Origin of the sequence: Dorea sp. AM58-8, assembly GCF_003464045.1 — a bacterium.
Classification (GTDB): domain Bacteria; phylum Bacillota; class Clostridia; order Lachnospirales; family Lachnospiraceae; genus Claveliimonas; species Claveliimonas ammoniilytica.
Genome location: NZ_QSDM01000016.1, coordinates 54,074 through 71,279 on the forward strand (window position 1 = coordinate 54,074; position 17,206 = coordinate 71,279).

General features: G+C 44.3%; 17 protein-coding genes. 13 read left to right on the forward strand and 4 right to left on the reverse strand.

What is annotated here, in order from left to right; all coding sequences use genetic code 11:
* The first annotated feature begins 171 nt into the window (after window positions 1–171).
* The 11 genes from DXA18_RS11675 to DXA18_RS11725 all read left to right on the forward strand — a co-directional run bounded on the left by DXA18_RS11675 (window position 172) and on the right by DXA18_RS11725 (window position 10,798).
* Window positions 172–405 carry a hypothetical protein gene (locus DXA18_RS11675; protein WP_118384039.1) on the forward strand — a complete coding sequence of 78 codons (234 nt, stop codon included), beginning with the start codon at window positions 172–174 and terminating at the stop codon, window positions 403–405.
* 225 nt (window positions 406–630) lie between these two features.
* Window positions 631–1,125 carry an NADH-quinone oxidoreductase subunit NuoE family protein gene (locus tag DXA18_RS11680; RefSeq protein ID WP_118384040.1) on the forward strand — a complete coding sequence of 165 codons (495 nt, stop codon included), beginning with the start codon at window positions 631–633 and terminating at the stop codon, window positions 1,123–1,125.
* Between the two features lie 31 nt (window positions 1,126–1,156).
* The gene (nuoF, locus tag DXA18_RS11685) at window positions 1,157–3,052 is read left to right on the forward strand and encodes an NADH-quinone oxidoreductase subunit NuoF (RefSeq protein ID WP_118384041.1); all 1,896 of its coding nucleotides are present in this window, start codon (window positions 1,157–1,159) and stop codon (window positions 3,050–3,052) included.
* 15 nt (window positions 3,053–3,067) lie between these two features.
* Window positions 3,068–4,810 (forward strand): NADH-dependent [FeFe] hydrogenase, group A6, encoded by a 1,743-nt coding sequence (locus DXA18_RS11690; protein WP_118384042.1) that lies wholly within the window; start codon window positions 3,068–3,070, stop codon window positions 4,808–4,810.
* 111 nt (window positions 4,811–4,921) lie between these two features.
* Complete coding sequence (locus tag DXA18_RS11695; RefSeq protein WP_118384043.1) at window positions 4,922–5,566, forward strand: HAD family hydrolase; 645 nt, start codon at window positions 4,922–4,924, stop codon at window positions 5,564–5,566.
* 21 nt (window positions 5,567–5,587) lie between these two features.
* Entirely contained in the window at window positions 5,588–7,300 is a 1,713-nt protein-coding gene (locus tag DXA18_RS11700; RefSeq protein WP_118384044.1) for a [Fe-Fe] hydrogenase large subunit C-terminal domain-containing protein, read from the forward strand.
* Between the two features lies 1 nt (window position 7,301).
* Complete coding sequence (locus DXA18_RS11705) at window positions 7,302–8,474, forward strand: SpoIIE family protein phosphatase (RefSeq protein ID WP_118384045.1); 1,173 nt, start codon at window positions 7,302–7,304, stop codon at window positions 8,472–8,474.
* Window positions 8,475–8,523: 49 nt separating this feature from the next.
* A complete protein-coding gene (locus DXA18_RS11710; protein ID WP_118384056.1) occupies window positions 8,524–8,793 on the forward strand; it encodes a nucleotidyltransferase family protein in 270 nt (89 codons plus the stop codon).
* Window positions 8,777–8,950, forward strand: coding sequence for a nucleotidyltransferase substrate binding protein (locus DXA18_RS11715; protein WP_243007115.1), 174 nt, complete (start codon window positions 8,777–8,779; stop codon window positions 8,948–8,950). Before DXA18_RS11710 ends, DXA18_RS11715 begins: the two co-directional genes overlap by 17 nt.
* A 62-nt stretch (window positions 8,951–9,012) precedes the next feature.
* Window positions 9,013–9,252 (forward strand): Imm32 family immunity protein, encoded by a 240-nt coding sequence (locus tag DXA18_RS11720; protein ID WP_118384046.1) that lies wholly within the window; start codon window positions 9,013–9,015, stop codon window positions 9,250–9,252.
* A 208-nt stretch (window positions 9,253–9,460) separates the two neighbouring features.
* Entirely contained in the window at window positions 9,461–10,798 is a 1,338-nt protein-coding gene (locus DXA18_RS11725; protein ID WP_118384047.1) for an MATE family efflux transporter, read from the forward strand.
* Window positions 10,799–10,874: 76 nt separating this feature from the next.
* Here DXA18_RS11725 and DXA18_RS11730 read toward each other — a convergent pair whose 3' ends face one another.
* Together DXA18_RS11730 and DXA18_RS11735 are read right to left on the reverse strand one after the other, a co-directional pair.
* Window positions 10,875–11,660, reverse strand: a complete 786-nt coding sequence (locus DXA18_RS11730; protein WP_158567130.1) for a DUF3169 family protein — start codon at window positions 11,658–11,660, stop codon at window positions 10,875–10,877.
* Window positions 11,650–11,868: a helix-turn-helix transcriptional regulator gene (locus DXA18_RS11735; protein ID WP_118384049.1), complete on the reverse strand. Its 219-nt coding sequence runs from the start codon at window positions 11,866–11,868 to the stop codon at window positions 11,650–11,652. The genes DXA18_RS11730 and DXA18_RS11735 overlap by 11 nt, the downstream gene beginning before the upstream one ends.
* Window positions 11,869–12,055: 187 nt before the next feature.
* Between DXA18_RS11735 and DXA18_RS11740 the strand changes: the two genes are divergently transcribed.
* Both DXA18_RS11740 and DXA18_RS11745 read left to right on the forward strand, forming a co-directional pair.
* A complete protein-coding gene (locus DXA18_RS11740) occupies window positions 12,056–12,442 on the forward strand; it encodes a DUF6483 family protein (RefSeq protein WP_118384050.1) in 387 nt (128 codons plus the stop codon).
* 24 nt (window positions 12,443–12,466) lie between these two features.
* Window positions 12,467–14,599, forward strand: a complete 2,133-nt coding sequence (locus DXA18_RS11745; RefSeq protein ID WP_243007116.1) for a CocE/NonD family hydrolase — start codon at window positions 12,467–12,469, stop codon at window positions 14,597–14,599.
* Between the two features lie 59 nt (window positions 14,600–14,658).
* Here DXA18_RS11745 and aroA read toward each other — a convergent pair whose 3' ends face one another.
* Both aroA and DXA18_RS11755 read right to left on the reverse strand, forming a co-directional pair.
* Window positions 14,659–15,960, reverse strand: coding sequence for a 3-phosphoshikimate 1-carboxyvinyltransferase (gene aroA, locus DXA18_RS11750; RefSeq protein WP_118384052.1), 1,302 nt, complete (start codon window positions 15,958–15,960; stop codon window positions 14,659–14,661).
* A gap of 40 nt (window positions 15,961–16,000) precedes the next feature.
* Entirely contained in the window at window positions 16,001–17,095 is a 1,095-nt protein-coding gene (locus DXA18_RS11755; RefSeq protein WP_118384053.1) for a prephenate dehydrogenase, read from the reverse strand.
* Window positions 17,096–17,206 lie beyond the last annotated feature (111 nt).

Consider the following 17,206-nt stretch of genomic DNA (forward strand, 5'->3'; position numbering starts at 1 on the left):
TTCTGATTTGATGTAATTTGCTGTCAGTGTAACATAGAATAATGAAAAATACTATATATAGAAGAGTAATTAAAATATTAACGAAAATGCATACAAGATAGCTGACTGATTGAAAACTTTGTGAAGAAATGTTATGATTTTAAGCAGAAATAATACATATGGGAGGCTGTTATGAGAGAGGAACGTTTTAAGATGGAGCGCCCGGGGTTGGTAGAAGAAGGACAGGAAGTTGTGATCAGCGAACGAAGTCCGAGCACCGGGAGATATACTTATCTGGTAGAACCATCCATTGCCATGTCGGGAATATACCGCACAGCGGAGCGGATCCGGGACAGGAAAGGCGTGATCAGGAAGATTGAGGAGACTGACCGGGGATTTTATCTGATTGTTGAGATAGAGCAGTAATAAGAGAGCTTTTGCAGGGAGAATATACTTGCAAAAGTTCTCTTTTTTATAATTTGTGATTTGACAAAAAATGCACAAGTTAATTGATAATAATTCAAACAAACTATAAATAGCGACGAAAAAATAGAAAATTAATGAGAAAAATTATAGATATTAGACAATTTGTGTGCTAATATAATAAATAACTTGTGTGAAAATCGATGAATTCAAATGGGAGGTAAAGCTATGCTTTCAAAAAAATCTGCAGTTCCTTTTCGAGGAACGAAGGAGCAGGAAGAAGAACTGCTTAAGGTGATCGAAGAATTGAAAGATGAAAAAGGCGCTTTGATGCCGATCATGCAGAGAGCGCAGGACATCTATGGATATCTGCCGATCGAGGTCCAGAAGATTATCTCAGACCAGACGGGAATCCCGTTAGAGAAGATTTATGGAGTGGCAACATTTTATGCACAGTTTAATCTGAGTCCGAAGGGACGATATCAGATATCTGTCTGTCTTGGCACGGCATGCTATGTAAAAGGATCCGGCGATATTTACAACAAGCTGATGGAAAAGCTTGGTATCGTGGGCGGAGAGTGTACGCCGGACGGAAGATTTTCGCTGGATGCGTGCCGTTGTATCGGGGCCTGTGGACTGGCACCGGTCATGACGATCAATGAAGAAGTATACGGACGCTTGAAGGTGGAGGATATAGATGATATCCTTGCGAAATACGAGTAGTGGTTAACTTGATTAGAAGTGGAGGGACAGAATGAAATCTCTGGAAGAATTACGGGTAATTAGAGAGCGTATGCAGGGAACAGTGGCATACCGCTCAGAACACGAATCTCTGGAAGAGGCTGCAGCTTCTGAGCACGGCAAGTACCGCACTCATGTGCTGGTATGCGGAGGAACAGGATGTACATCATCCGGCAGCCAGAAGATCAGAGAACGTCTGGATGAAGAGATCCGGAAGAACGGACTGGAAGAGGAAGTATGTGTGATCAAGACAGGCTGTTTTGGCCTGTGTGCGCTGGGACCGATCATGATCGTGTATCCGGAGGGCGCGTTTTATTCTATGGTCAAGGAAGAAGACATTCCTGAGATTGTAGAAGAGCATCTGGCAAAGGGCAATATAGTGAAGAGACTGCTCTATGATGAGACGGTGAAAGGAGAAGATGTACTTCCGCTGCAGGAGACGAATTTCTATAAGAAGCAGCACCGTGTGGCACTGCGTAACTGTGGCGTGATCAGTCCGGAGAATATTGACGAATACATAGGTACAAGAGGATATGAGGCGTTAGGTAAGGTGCTGACCGAGATGACACCTGCAGAAGTTATTCAGGTGATGCTTGACAGCGGACTCAGAGGAAGAGGCGGTGCAGGTTTCCCAACCGGTATGAAATGGAAATTCGCGGCAGCGAATGAAGCAGATCAGAAATACGTCTGTTGTAACGCCGATGAGGGTGACCCGGGTGCATTTATGGACAGATCCGTACTGGAAGGTGATCCGCACGTTGTACTGGAAGCCATGGCGATCGCAGGCTATGCCATTGGGGCGTCACAGGGATATATCTACGTGCGTGCAGAGTATCCAATCGCAGTAGAACGTCTGAATATTGCGATTAAGCAGGCAAGAGAATACGGACTGCTTGGCGAAGATATATTTGGATCAGGATTTGATTTTGATATTGAGCTTCGTCTGGGAGCAGGAGCATTTGTCTGCGGAGAAGAGACCGCACTGATGACTTCGATCGAGGGTAACCGAGGAGAACCGAGACCGCGTCCGCCATTCCCAGCATTAAAGGGACTGTTCCAGAAGCCGACAATTCTGAATAACGTAGAGACGCTGGCGAATATCCCACAGATTATCCTGAATGGACCGGAATGGTTTGCATCGATGGGAACAGAGAAGTCCAAAGGAACCAAGGTATTTGCTCTGGGAGGCAAGGTTAACAATACCGGTCTGGTAGAGATCCCGATGGGAACGACTCTGCGGGAGATTGTAGAAGAGATCGGCGGAGGCATTCCAAAGGGAAAGAAGTTCAAGGCTGCGCAGACCGGAGGTCCGTCCGGCGGATGTATTCCGGCAGAGAATTTTGATGTACCGATCGATTATGATAACCTGATCGCGATCGGTTCCATGATGGGTTCCGGTGGTCTGATCGTTATGGATGAAGATACCTGTATGGTAGATATTGCCAAATTCTTCCTGGAATTTACTGTGGATGAATCCTGTGGCAAATGTGCACCGTGCCGTATTGGTACCAGACGTATGCTGGAGATCTTAGAGAAGATCACCAAGGGGCAGGGAACGATGGAAGATCTGGACCGTCTGGAAGAACTGGCAGCGCATCTGAAGTCGAATTCACTGTGTGCGCTTGGTCAGACAGCACCGAATCCGGTACTCTCCACCCTGCGTTACTTTAAAGATGAATACATTGCCCATATTGTGGATAAGAAATGTCCGGCAGGCGTCTGTAAGGATCTGCTGCAGTACAAGATCAATGCGGACAAATGTAAGGGTTGTACGCTTTGTGCACGTATCTGTCCGAATGGTGCGATCAGCGGTAAAGTAAAAGAACCACATGCGATCAATCCGGAGAAATGTTTGAAATGTGGTGCATGTATGGAAAAATGTCGCTTCGGTGCGATTTATAAGGAATAAGGGAGGATAGAGAATATGGAAACGGTTAATCTTACAATCAATGGACTGAAAGTATCTGCACCGGCCGGCTCTACGATCCTTGAGGCAGCACATGCAGCCGGAATCAGAATTCCTACTCTCTGCTATTTGAAGGAGATCAATGAGATCGGCGCATGTCGTATGTGTGTAGTAGAAGTAAAAGGGGCCCGTAATCTGGTAGCTGCCTGTGTACATCCGGTCAGTGAAGGGATGGAAGTGTATACGAATACACCGAAGCTGATTTCATCCAGAAAGAAGACATTACAGCTTCTGCTGTCGAATCACGATAAGAAATGTCTGTCCTGTGTGCGCAGCGGTAACTGTGAATTACAGCAGCTCTGCAGGGAATATGGCGTGGATGATGAGAATTATTTTGCAGGTGAGAGTAATCACTATGAGTTGGATGATTCGGCAGCTCATATGATCCGTGACAATAACAAATGTATCCTGTGCCGCAGATGCGTGGCTGTCTGTGAGAAAGTTCAGGGAGTCGGCGTGATCGGAACCAATAACCGTGGATTTGCGACCTTTATCGGTTCTGCATTTGACATGGGACTTGGAGAGACCAGTTGTGTATCCTGTGGACAGTGTATCGCAGTCTGTCCGACCGGTGCATTATATGAAAAAGATTATACAGATAAGATTATAGAAGCAATCGCTGATCCGGAGAAATACGTGGTCGTTCAGACTGCACCATCTGTCAGAGCTGCGCTTGGCGAAGAGTTCGGTTATCCGATGGGAACGGATGTGGAAGGCAAGATGGTAGCAGCACTCAGAAGAATCGGATTTGACCGTGTATTTGATACGGACTGGGCAGCAGACCTGACGATTATGGAAGAGGCACATGAGCTTCTGGATCGTGTACAGAATGGTGGAAAGCTTCCGCTGATCACATCCTGCTCGCCTGGATGGATCAAATACTGCGAGCACTATTTCCCGGATATGACAGAGAATCTGTCCAGCTGCAAATCGCCGCAGCAGATGTTTGGTGCGATGGTGAAGACTTACTTTGCCGAGAAGCAGGGTATCGATCCGAAGAATATCGTATCGGTTAGCGTGATGCCATGTACGGCCAAGAAGTTCGAGATCGGAAGAGATCATCAGAATGCAGCCGGAGTACCGGATGTGGATATTGCCATCACTACCAGGGAACTGGCACGACTGATCCGTCGTTGTGGTATTGAATTTACTGCACTTCCGGATGAAGGCTTTGATGATCCGATGGGTGAGTCTACGGGAGCGGCAGTAATCTTTGGAGCGACCGGCGGTGTTATGGAAGCAGCTCTTCGTACTGCGGTGGAGACATTGACGGGAGAAGAACTTGCTAATCTGGAATTTACAGATGTGCGTGGCACAAAGGGCATCAAAGAGGCTGAATATCAGGTGGCAGGCATGGATATTCGTGTGGCAGTTGCTTCGGGACTTGGCAATGCAAGAGAACTTCTGGAGCAGGTGAAATCTGGTGAGAAACAGTATCACTTTATCGAGATCATGGGATGTCCGGGCGGATGTGTCAACGGAGGCGGTCAGCCGCAGGTATCCGGTGATGTGCGTAATTTCACTGATGTACGTGGTATTCGTGCAAGCGTACTGTATCGCAATGATCAGGCGAAGGTAATCCGTAAATCGCATGAGAATCCGGCAATCAAGAAACTGTATGAAGAGTATCTGGGAGAACCGGGAAGCAAGAAAGCACATGAGACATTGCATACAACCTATGTAAAACGCACAGTTAATTAAGGATAGTCCATAATATTTTAGAAGGGTGGAAATGCATTGCATTTCTGCCCTTTCTTCTATACAATAAAAGCAGAATATCTTTGATGTCTGACATCAATGAGGGAGGCTGTAATGGGAAACTATCAATATTATTTATTCGATCTGGATGGTACGCTGACGGATTCAGGAGAAGGAATTATGAATTCAATCCGTCATGCTTTGCATAAATTTGGAATTACAGAGTATGAGGAAACGACACTGCGTAAGTTTATCGGACCACCGCTTGCAGAGTGCTTTCAGAAGTATTTTGATCTGTCACCGGAGGAAGCACGCAAGGGAATCGATTATTACCGGGAATATTATACTGACGGGGGAATGTTTGAAAATGAGGTCTATCATGGCGTAAAAGAGTTGTTAGAGGGCTTGAATGCGAAAGGAAAGACATTGATTGTTGCTACGTCAAAGCCTGAGTTATTTGCGGAGCAGATTCTGGAACATTTTGATCTGGCGAAGTATTTTGCCTGTATTGCCGGAGCGTCTATGGACGAGACCAGAGTGCATAAAGATGATGTGATTGCTTATGCATTGCAGAAGTATAAAGGAATTGATCATAAAAAAGCGGTGATGATCGGCGATCGTTCGCATGATATTATGGGCGGTAAAGCGAATGGCATGGATACGATCGGAGTGCTTTATGGATTTGGAAACCGGGAAGAATTAGAAGAAGCCGGAGCTGATATTATTGTGGAGACACCAGAAGAAATATTGAGATATTAAGGTATGTGAGGAGGGCTTTGCATGAAGGTCATTGATTTTAAGGATGCCAAATGCAGACATTGTTACAAATGTGTCCGTTATTGTGAGGTAAAGGCAATTTCAGTACAGAATGAACAGGCGCATATTATGGAGGATCACTGTATTCACTGTGGACAGTGCCTGGAAGTCTGTCCGCAGAATGCCAAGACATTTGCCAGCGACATGGAACGGGTGAAGGGATATCTTCAGAGAGGTGTGCGTACGGTGCTTTCACTTGCACCGTCATATCTCAGTGTACTTGACTTTGATCAGCCCGGACAGGTGGTAGATGCACTTATGAGGCTTGGGTTTGATGAAGTGCGGGAAACAGCAGAAGGTGCAGCATTAGTCACAGAAGAGTATCAAAAGCTACTTAAAAGTGGACAGATGACAAACATCATCTCTACTTGTTGTCCAAGTATTAATGATTTGATCGAGAAATATTATCCATCATTAGTCCCGATGATGGCTCCTGTTGTATCTCCGATGATTGCACATGGACGTCTGATTAAGCAGATGTATGGACCAGATGTGAAAGTCGTCTTTCTGGGACCTTGTATTGCTAAAAAAGCAGAAGCAGTTGGAGATGAGCGGGTAGAGGGAGCAATTAATGCCATTTTGACATTTGAAGAGGTTATCCGTTGGTGGAGAGAAGAAGGTATCAGGGTTGAGGAATGCGAAGACAAGCCGATGGGTAATCCGGATCCGGGGGTGAACCGGTTGTATCCAATAGGCGGAGGTGTGATTACCTCCGTGTTGACAGGAGGACCGGAAGATCATTATAAGAAATTTCATGCAGAGGGAATTAAGACATGTATGGAATTGCTGGATGAACTGACACGTGGAGAGGTAAAAGGCGGATTTTTTGAACTAAATGTATGTAAAGGTGGATGTGTAAAAGGACCGGCTGCTGAGCGGTGGAAGCGTTCTATGCTAAAAGCAAGGCTGGATCTGGAGCATCAGGTGAAATATACGGAAGAAGCTGTGCATATAGAACATGAGCCAATTCTTCTGGATAAGGTATTTGAAGATCGTTACATCCAGGATAATCAGCCAACAGAACGAGAGCTTACAGAAGTGCTTCGCGCTATGGGAAAATATACAAGACAGGATGAACTGAATTGCGGAGCGTGTGGATATGCTACCTGCAGAGCCAAAGCAGAAGCTGTATATCAGGGCAAGGCAGAGATCAGTATGTGTCTGCCACACGCAGTGGCACAGGCTGAATCCATGTCGAATCTGGTGATGGACGCGACACCGAACATGGTCTTGATTGTTGATCGGGATATGCATATAAGGGAATGTAATAAAAGAATGCTGGATAAGCTGGGAATTTCCCGAGAAGAGGCACTGGAGCGATATATTTTTGAATTTATTGAGGTTGAAGATATTGAACAGGTGCTGGAAGATAAAAAATCCATTTTAAGGAAACGAATTCAGTTAGAAACACTTGATGTTATTGCTAAAGAAACGATTGTGTATATAGAGTCGGTGGATTCGGCATTGGTTGTCTATCAGGATGTGAGCAAAGAGGAAAAGGCGAGAGAACAGCACATGAATCTGAAGATGGAGACGATTGATATCGCGCAGAAGGTCATTGATAAGCAGATGATGGTAGCACAGGAAATTGCCGGACTGCTGGGAGAGACTACAGCAGAGACCAAAGTGACGCTTTCTAAGTTGAGAGATTCGATTCTGGATGATAGAGAGGATTAAGATGAGTGTAAGTGTAGATATTTGCTGGAAAAGTTTTAACAAGAATCGTGAAGAATTGTGTGGAGATAAAGTCGAAGTACTGAAAACAGAAGATTCCAGTATTATTATTCTTGCAGATGGTATGGGAAGTGGAGTAAAAGCGAATATTCTTGCAACGCTGACATCAAAGATCCTGGGCACGATGTTCCGGGAGGGCGCAGAGATTGATGCATGTGTTGAGACGATTGCCCGTACACTGCCTATCTGTAAAGAACGGGAAGTAGCATATGCTACATTCAGTATCCTGCAGATTTTTCGAGATGGAGAAGCCTATCTGGTAGAATATGATAATCCAAAATGCGTGTTTATACGCAACAAAGAAATAATAAACTATCCTTATCAGGAACGAGTGATTGAAGGAAAGAAGATTCGTGAGTATCGATTTCATGTAGAACTCAATGATTGTTTCGTACTGATGAGTGATGGGGCAATCTGGGCCGGCGAAGAAGAAACTATGAACTATAACTGGGAGTGGGATGACATGGCAGCTTATACGCTAAAATGTACGAACGAGACATTGTCGGCAGCAAGACTGGCAGCTATGCTCAGCCAGGTGTGTTACGACCTGTATGGACAGAAGCCGGGAGATGATACAACCGTTGCAGTAACCAGAGTTATCCGCAGACAGGTGGTCAATATCTTCACAGGTCCACCGTCCAGAAAGGAAGATGATGAGCGGGTTGTACATGATTTTATGAAGCAGGAAGGCAAGAAAGTTATTTGTGGCGGTACCAGTGCCAATGTGGCATCTCGTGTATTAAAACGGGAGATCGTAACGCTGGTCAAGCATGCAGATCCAAAGATTCCGCCAATGGCAACAATGGAAGGTCTGGATCTGGTAACGGAAGGCGTATTGACCATAGGAAGTGCGCTGGATCTCCTGCACCGCTATGAAAATGATGATTTTGATGAAGCATTTTTTGATGCACTGGATGCAGAGAACGGTGCAGCCAAACTTGCAAGGCTGTTGATCGAAGAGTGTACGGATCTGAATCTTTTTGTAGGAAGAGCACTGAATCCTGCACACCAGAATTCCAATCTGCCATTCGATCTCAGCGTGCGTATGAATCTGGTAGAACAGCTGAAGGATTGTGCAGAGCGGATGGGTAAGCATGTGACAGTGAAGTATTATTAGACTGTATTGAAAAAGAATTATTAAAAGTAGTAAAATGGCAGGTGATATTATGAAGGTCGAAGAAGTTATAAGTGAGGTTGCAAAACTTTGCAGAAACTTTCATGCTAAAGAAGTGATTTTATATGGATCAAGAGCAAAAGGGACTGCGAGAGAGCGAAGTGATATAGATATCGCGGTCACGGGAGTAAAGAATTTTGATATACTTGAGGAAAAGATAGAAGAATTGCCGACATTGTATAGTGTTGATTTGTTGAATATGGATACTTGTAGAAATGATTTGTTAAAGGAGGATATCAGACAGTATGGACGAGAAATTTAACAGACGTTTTGTGTCTTTTACTAAATCCCTGGATGCATTGGCAGAAGCCAGGGAAAGAGACCTTTCAGACTCTTTTGTGCTGAGCGGGACCAGTGCTAAATTCAGTATAACATTTGATCTGGCATGGAAAGTAATGAAAGATATATTAATACATTGATTTATTCTATGATTTCAAAAATGTGGTAAATGAATTAATGTTATAAAATAGAGGGAATGAGTATGATAGCTTTTGGTTATGAAAAAGATAATGATGAAGAAAAACTGATGAAATTGAGTGAAACTACGTTACAATGCAACAACGAAGAACTGGATAGAATTATAGATTTTCTAAATCGGATTAAGAATACAAATTATGAAGCAGGAGATCATTATCACTACAGAGATTTTAATAAGAAGTGGACTTCAGAAGAATCGGATTTTATTATTTTTTTAGAAGAAGATGTAGAAAGTTCGAGATAAACATATTTAATAGTAGATATGTTATATTTGACATTTTACTCTGACTTTGCTAAAATACTCACCTGTGAACAAAAATTCTAAGAATTTAATATGATAGAGCGTTGATTTTCAATGCTACGGTTGGACATCCATAATCCATAATTCGGGTTATGGATGTTTTGATGTATGGTGGAATAATATTGACAGTGGAAAATCGGAAAGGAGAAGTATGGAGAACGAATTATTTGAACAGACATCAGTGCCGAAAGCTTATATGAAGCTTGCGTTTCCCGTGGTAATGAGTATGATGGTTTCGCTGGTTTATAATATGGTGGATACATATTTTATCGCATTGACAGGAGTGCAGGAACTGGTGGCGGGAGTGTCGTTGGCGGCACCGATATTTACGATGATGATTGCGTTTGGAGATATCTTTGGACTTGGTGGAAGTTCGGTAATCTCCCGGCTGTTTGGACAGAAGAGAAATATGGATGCGAAGAGAGTCAGTGCATTCTGTGTCTGGGGATCGATTGTATTTGGCATCTGTGTGACGATCATACTGTTATTGTTCCGGCCGCAGATTCTTCGGGTATTGGGAGCAAATGATGTGACAATGCAGTATGCCAGTGGATATTATACATGGATTGCGATAGGAGCAGTGTTTATCATATTTGGACTTGTGCCGACCAATATTCTCCGCACGGAAGGACTGGCTGCACAGGCAATGCTTGGTTCTATTATCGGTTCTATCGTGAATATTATTCTTGATCCGGTATTTATCTTTGGATTGAAACAAGGGGCGGCAGGAGCTGCAATCGCAACGGTGCTTGGCAATATGGCAGCGGATCTTTATTATATGTATGCGATGATGAAAAAGGCAAACCGTTTGTCAGTGGCAATTACGGAGACCAGAATTTCCGGGCATATGATAGGTAACATTCTGTTAATTGGCATTCCGGCATCAATTACAAATCTCATGCAGAGCTTTATGGTCATGCTGACGAATCATTTCCTGCTGGAGTACGGAACGGACAAAGTCGCAGCCATGGGAATTGCATTAAAAGCCAATATGCTCACGGCTCTGATACTGGTCGGATTTGCATTTGGCGGTCAGCCGCTTGTAGGATATAATTATGGCGCAAAAAACGAAAAAAGATTAAAAGAAATATTAAAGTTTGCATATTTGTTTGAGATGGGAACCGGACTTGGATTTGCAGTACTTGTCAGTATCTTTGCACCTACAGTTATCCGAGTATTTATGAATGATCCGGGGATTGTAAATAATGGAGCTATGATGCTTCGGTATCAGCAGTTCGGTATGATGTTCATGGCAGTAACGCTGGTATCAACCTGTGTCTGCCAGTCTGTGGGAAATGCGTCGGGAGCACTTGTGCTGTCGATCAGCAGACAGGGCGTAGTTTATGCCATGACGATTGTTGTTCTGTCCAAAATATTTGGATATACAGGAGTGCTGGCGGCACAGGCATGTGCAGATGTGCTGACGGCGGTGATGGCCGGACTTATTATCAGGCATATCTTTTTCCGACATAAAGATCATAACGTATAATACAAAAATCATGCCTGTCACAGCAGAGAAGCTGGCAGGCATGATTGAAGATGCGATCGCAGGCAGGCTGGATTAATTAGCGTTCGACTTTTACTTTTTTTAATTCTACGCAGGATCTGTTATAGGTCAGTGACAGGATTATCTGAGTGATTCCGACTACGAGGATTGCCAGGACACCTGTGTGGAAGAACAGATGTGACAGCATGGTGAGAAGAAGCAGGAAACTAAGACATTTACTTGTAAATGAAAAAGCTTTATACGCGCTCTGGTAAATGACTTCTTTTTCAGCTTCGTCACAGCTTTCCAACCATTGCTGCTGGAATTTCATAGAAGATACATCCCCTTTCTTTTCTGGATGTGTCTTCTGCAGCAGCTTTATATAGCGCGCCTGCATAATACCGTCATAGAAGACGCAGATTAAAAATGTGAGGCAGGCACCGAGTGCGATGCTGTGGTGCAGATAATCCATAGAATAACCAAATGCTAATAGTACGATGCCGCCTATATATGACAGCAGGTTGCTGGTCATCAGCATGGCACCGGTCTTTTCTTCTTTATAATCTAATTCGTCAAATTCTTCGTCATCAGCATTCGCGAGACTGTTGCAGATGTTCTTTAATCTGGAATAATAGATTTCCTGCAATATAATTGAAAGTACAGTGATCAGAAGCAGTCCCGGAAAGATCATATTCTGAATACCTGAGATTAATTTTTGCGCAGCCTGATTGAACGAATTCCCGTTGTTAATCGAGAGCAATACAGCTGCTGAAGCACCCAATATAGCACCGACGATGGCACCGGCAGCCATTTTTAATGTCAGTTTGCTAAGACTGGTTGTTTTTAGGTTATCTTTATTTTTCATGGGTTTCATCCTCCTCATATTCAAATATATCTTCAACTTTTACATTACAGATCATTGCAAGCTTTAATGCCAGTGTTACAGAGGGCGAGTAGTCTCCGCGTTCGATTAGACTGATGGTCTGTCTGGATACTCCGGCAAGTTTTCCAAGCTCTGTCTGGTTCATGCCTAATTTGGATCTGTGTTCTTTTAAGCGGTTCAGTAACGGCAATCTAAGCTCCTCCTTTATGATAAAATGACAATTTTATTTGTCAAAAATAGGATAGCATTGACAACTATCTTTGTCAATATGTTTTGACAACTTTTCTTGTCATTATAAACTATGCATATTATTTGATATGTGTGAAAACTATGTTATACTTATCAAAACAATACTTTGAAATCAAGGAGGTGCAGCCATGAGGTTTGAGGATGAGAAGGATTATATCATGCGTATGATCAAAGAAATGGTCAGTGTGCTGTTTTCTATTTTGCTCGGCAAGCAATATGTATCCGTGGATGAAGAGAGGAAGAATGGATATGAAGTGTCGGGGACAGATTTGAATGATCTGCTGGATATGATCGACAATGGACAGATTAATGAGGCGGAGAATCTCATGCTGGATGACATTGATTACAGTGATAAAAAGGAACTGGCGGCAGCGTTGCTATTCTATCAATATCTCTCTGAAAAGAAGAAAGATTTTCTGTGGGATCATGATTATTCGGACGAAGAAATCCTGGATGGTGCGAAACAGATATTGCAAAAAGCGGGATATGGGAATATCGTAAAGATTATGGAATAGAATTATATATGATTGAGAGGCAGTATGATGAACGAAAGAAATTACAGTAAAGTACCAGTATTTGAGAATGGAATGGCGCAGCCGGTATTTCCATTTACGGATGGAAAGACAGGTGCAGATTATAATCCGGAGACTTCGAGTATTGTGAGATATGCGGTATATGTGGAGTCTGATTATGATATGGACGGAGATGGAAAGCGCGACCTGGTCAAAGCGGTTGTACAGGTTCCAAGAAGTGCGGTGGAGGGAAATTACAAAGCTGCAACATTATTTGAAGCCCGTCCGTACTGTGCAGGTGTGAATGAAGATGGATATCCTCATATGAAAGAAGTGGCAGAAAAGGAATACCGCTATTTTGATTTTGCAGACCTTGAGCGAGAGGTTCCGGCACGTGTTCCAACTGGAAGTATCAGTGCGATGGAGCTTGCCCTTCAAGCTGATCCGTCAGACTGGTATTATCCGGATAAAGGTAATAACGATAGCATGGTCTATAGCAATTTGGACACTTTTAATTATTACCTTGTTCGTGGCTTTGCAGTTGTGCTGTGTGGTGGATTTGGTACGCTTGGTTCAGATGGATTCAACTATGTGGGATCCGATTATGAGAGAGATGCATTCAAATTCGTAGTAGAATGGCTGCATGGAGACCGCGTGGCATATGCGGACCGTGAGGGAACGATCCAGACGAAAGCAGACTGGTCGAATGGCAATGTTGCAATGACCGGAAGATCTTATGCGGGAACTATGCCATTTGCGGTGGCAACAACAGGAGTAGAAGGTTTGAAGACGATCATTCCAATCGCAGGAATTGCAGACTGGTATTCCCAGCAGAATATGCAGGGAGCACAGCGTTACTGGCCGAAAGAAGTATTGAATAGTTTTCTCGCTTACTACTGTTCCAGCCGTTATCATGACGAATCATTATCTGAAAAACAGCTTGATGATATGGCAGCATTTCACCATGAACTTAGTCTTCGACAGTTAAAGTGTGGATTTGACTACGATGAGGAATTCTGGGGAAGCGGTAATTACTGCCTGAATGCAGATAAGATCCGATGCACCGCATTGATCGTGCATGGACTGAATGATGAAAATGTGTCTACCAAGCAGTTTGAAATGATGTACAAGTCCTTTGAAAAGGCAGGTCGGAATGTGAAGCTGTTGCTGCATCAGGGTGCGCATATTACACCGACTATGTCAAACAGGGAATATGGAATCCTGGTGGATGGACAATTTTATGATGACATTGTTAACAAATGGATTTCTTATTATCTGTATGATGTGGATAATCATGCAGAGGATATGCCGGCAGTATTGGTACAGACGAATTACGATCAGAAGAAATGGGAGACGGCAGAGTCCTGGGAGACGGCATATGCCATGAATCTTGCATGTGAAGAGACGGGAACGACTGTCATCGATACAGATTGGGAAGCAGCAGGTGTCAGTGCCGAGAACTTTGATGAGCGGATGGCATTGCAGTCCGGCAATATGAACAGACGATATATGACTTCTGCTTTTGAGGAAGCAGTAACCATACAGGGAACCGTGTGCGTGAAGCTTAAAGCGGCATTAAAAGACGGCGACGCAGAGCATGACTTCCATCCGGAGAATAGAAATGATGTGGATACATTGACCATGAAGCTTGGCGATTCCAGCATTTCCGGAAAGATGGACGATGTGGAGGTTGCATTGCTGCTCTGTGATGTATGTGATGAGAAGTTTGACAGCATCCAGAGTGTGGATCCGGAAAGAAATACAATTCCGGTAGAAAAAGTGAAAGCAGGTGGCGTGATTAACGGCGGAGATCTTCCGGCATTTGATGAAGTTGAATTTGCCACTGTACATAAGAACTATCGTGTGATCACTCGTGCGTTTGCAGACCTCTGTAATCCGGAAGCCGGTTATGATCCGGTAACAGCAACGAACAGTATCGAGCTGAAAAAGGGCGAATATCATGACTATCACATCTATATGAATGCGACCAGATACACAGTCGAGCCAGGACACAGACTTGCGCTTGTAATTGCAACCGAAGATCCGGTGAATTGTCTGATCCATAAGACCTATGCGGTTGAGATAGAGAATGCTTCAGTAGAAGCGAAAGTACCGGTGACAAAGGATACAGATGATAGGCTGATCAAAGCAGACGAATAAAGAGAAAGATAAGGGCGTGTAAAAATGAAGAATCATTTTTACACGCCTTTTTATTACGGTTATCTCAACTGTGCAATTGTCTCGAAGAATGCCGGATAGGACACATCCACGCACTGGCTGTCTCCGATTACGGTATCCCCTTCAGCAACCAGTCCTGCAATGGCAAATGCCATAGCAATCCGGTGATCTAGATGACTGTTGATATGTGCACCTTTTAATGCGCCGGTGCCTTCGATGATCATACCGTCATCGGTCGGAGTGACGGTGCCGCCCATTGCCCGGAGGTTTTGGACTACGGTGTCGATGCGGTTGGTCTCTTTGACTTTCAGCTCAGCAGCATCCCGGATGATGGTAGTGCCTTCGGCAAAGGCAGCCATGATGGCGATCACTGGGATCTCGTCGATCAGTGTCGGGATGATGCTTCCTTCTACGACGGTTGCCTTGAGCGGTGAATAACGCACGAGAAGGTCAGCGGTCGGTTCGCCGCCGGCAGAAGTCTCGTTTAGATAAGTAATATCAGCCCCCATAGCTTCGCAGACCTTTAAGATACCGGCGCGGGTAGGATTGATACCTACATTTTTGACCAGGATCTCGGAACCCGGTACCAGAAGTCCGGCTGCGATAAAGTATGCGGCGGATGAAATGTCACCCGGAACCTGGATCTTCTGTGCATAAAGCTCTTCGCATGGGGTGATGGATGCAGTAGCAGTTCCGTCTGCGTGTGTCTCGGATGCAATATTGGCACCGAAGCCTGTTAACATCAGCTCTGTGTGATTACGCGACAGCACCGGTTCTGTGACAGCGGTTATGTCATCTGTGTATAATCCAGCCAACAGGATCGCGGATTTGACCTGCGCAGAAGCAACTTTGGAATGATAATGGATACTGTGAAGAGTGCCCGGTTCGATGCGGAGCGGTGCACAGTTATTTCCATTGATACTTGTAATCTTTGCCCCCATGGAATTCAGCGGATCCATGATACGTGCCATTGGTCTGGAATTTAAGGAGTCATCACCAGAAAGGATGCTGGTGAAATCCTGTCCTGCCAGAATACCGGAGATCAGTCGGGTGGTCGTACCGCTGTTGCCAGTGTCCAGTGTGGAATCCGGTGCAGACAGACCGTGCAGACCTTTGCCGTGTACAAGGATCCGTTCCGGTGTATTCTCAATCTCGATGCCCATTTTGCGGAAACAGCTGATCGTTGACAGACAGTCTGCTCCCTGCAAGAAATTTGTAATCTCTGTGGTGCCTTTGGCAAGTGCTCCGAACATCACAGAACGGTGGGAGATGGATTTGTCTCCCGGTATGATAACGCTCCCTTTTAATCCGGTTGAAGGAGCAGTAATCGTTGCTTCTTTCATAGTATGCTATCCTTTCTGCTGAGTATATATGATCTGTGCCTTAACGTACGTATACCACATAACGGTGCTTCTGAAGCAGTGCGGCTGCCCGTGAAGAGGAATCCTCATCGTAGAATTCGATGCGAAGTACGCCTTCTTCAAACTCCCTGTTATGGATGATTCCGATATTTTTAATACTGATATTATTGGATGCAAGGATGGTTGCGATCGTAGCGATTCCACCGGCTTCATCAATAATATCACAGTATACGGCAAATACTTTTTTAATCGGACCGGATGAGCGGTTCGGAATCGAATTGCGGTAATTTCTGGAGCTGTCAAACCACTGGTAAATGCCCTGCTCGTCTTCGTCTTCTATAATAGAAGCAATCTGTTTCAGCTCATCCATATATGCGTCCAGGATATTGAGAATATTGTCTTTGTTCTTCAGGCAGATATGCTGCCACATAGTCGGTGAGGAAGAAGCGATGCGAGTGATGTCCTTGAATCCTCCAGCGGCCAGCAGCTTCATCAGTTCGTCTTTTGTGTCTGCCTGCTTCACGTAGTTGACCAGAGAGGATGCGATAATATGTGGAAGGTGACTGATCGTACCTGTTACATAGTCATGCGTCTCGCAGTCCAACTCAATTGGCAGTGCTTTCAGACTTTCAATGAGAGTAGTGTATGCATCCACTTTTTCACGGCTGACTTCTTTTGTCGGAGTCAGCACAAAGTAAGCATTCTCCAGTAACATTGCCTTGGAATTTGGGTAGCCGCTTTTTTCGGAGCCAGCCATCGGGTGTCCGCCGATAAAGTTCGCATCCATGCCAAGGCGGTGTACCTCTTTGTGAATGCCGGTTTTCACGCTTCCTACATCAGTAAGAATCGTATCTTTATCAAGAAATGGCTTCACCTGAGGCAGGTAAGCATTATTATAAGAGACAGGTGCACACAGGAAAATGTATCCGCAATTCCGAAAATTCTCATCAATAGTAGTCGCGGCTACATCAATCAGAGATTCCTGAGTAGCCAGTGCCAGAGTCTCCTTATTCTTGTCAAATGCAACAATCTGATAATCCGGATAGTACTGGCGTATTGCCTTTGCGAGTGAGCCTCCGATCAGGCCAAGTCCGATAAATCCAATCTTTTTCTTCATATGTATAAACCACCTTTCTGCGAAAGGCACCAATGCATCATGAAACTAGTGCATTGACCTTTCGCTATCTAATCTGTTTTCCTTCTGATATTATCTTTTTATAAGACTGAC

Excerpts from the sequence above, each read along its gene's own strand:
- DXA18_RS11690 (WP_118384042.1), top strand. The coding sequence starts at position 3,068 with ATGGAAACGGTTAATCTTACAATCAATGGACTGAAAGTATCTGCACCG.
- DXA18_RS11740 (WP_118384050.1), top strand. The coding sequence starts at position 12,056 with ATGAGGTTTGAGGATGAGAAGGATTATATCATGCGTATGATCAAAGAA.
- DXA18_RS11680 (WP_118384040.1), top strand. The coding sequence starts at position 631 with ATGCTTTCAAAAAAATCTGCAGTTCCTTTTCGAGGAACGAAGGAGCAG.
- DXA18_RS11675 (WP_118384039.1), top strand. The coding sequence starts at position 172 with ATGAGAGAGGAACGTTTTAAGATGGAGCGCCCGGGGTTGGTAGAAGAA.
- DXA18_RS11700 (WP_118384044.1), top strand. The coding sequence starts at position 5,588 with ATGAAGGTCATTGATTTTAAGGATGCCAAATGCAGACATTGTTACAAA.
- DXA18_RS11725 (WP_118384047.1), top strand. The coding sequence starts at position 9,461 with ATGGAGAACGAATTATTTGAACAGACATCAGTGCCGAAAGCTTATATG.
- DXA18_RS11755 (WP_118384053.1), bottom strand. The coding sequence starts at position 17,095 with ATGAAGAAAAAGATTGGATTTATCGGACTTGGCCTGATCGGAGGCTCA.
- DXA18_RS11710 (WP_118384056.1), top strand. The coding sequence starts at position 8,524 with ATGAAGGTCGAAGAAGTTATAAGTGAGGTTGCAAAACTTTGCAGAAAC.
- DXA18_RS11715 (WP_243007115.1), top strand. The coding sequence starts at position 8,777 with ATGGACGAGAAATTTAACAGACGTTTTGTGTCTTTTACTAAATCCCTG.
- DXA18_RS11720 (WP_118384046.1), top strand. The coding sequence starts at position 9,013 with ATGATAGCTTTTGGTTATGAAAAAGATAATGATGAAGAAAAACTGATG.
- DXA18_RS11705 (WP_118384045.1), top strand. The coding sequence starts at position 7,302 with ATGAGTGTAAGTGTAGATATTTGCTGGAAAAGTTTTAACAAGAATCGT.
- aroA (WP_118384052.1), bottom strand. The coding sequence starts at position 15,960 with ATGAAAGAAGCAACGATTACTGCTCCTTCAACCGGATTAAAAGGGAGC.
- nuoF (WP_118384041.1), top strand. The coding sequence starts at position 1,157 with ATGAAATCTCTGGAAGAATTACGGGTAATTAGAGAGCGTATGCAGGGA.
- DXA18_RS11730 (WP_158567130.1), bottom strand. The coding sequence starts at position 11,660 with ATGAAAAATAAAGATAACCTAAAAACAACCAGTCTTAGCAAACTGACA.
- DXA18_RS11745 (WP_243007116.1), top strand. The coding sequence starts at position 12,467 with ATGATGAACGAAAGAAATTACAGTAAAGTACCAGTATTTGAGAATGGA.
- DXA18_RS11695 (WP_118384043.1), top strand. The coding sequence starts at position 4,922 with ATGGGAAACTATCAATATTATTTATTCGATCTGGATGGTACGCTGACG.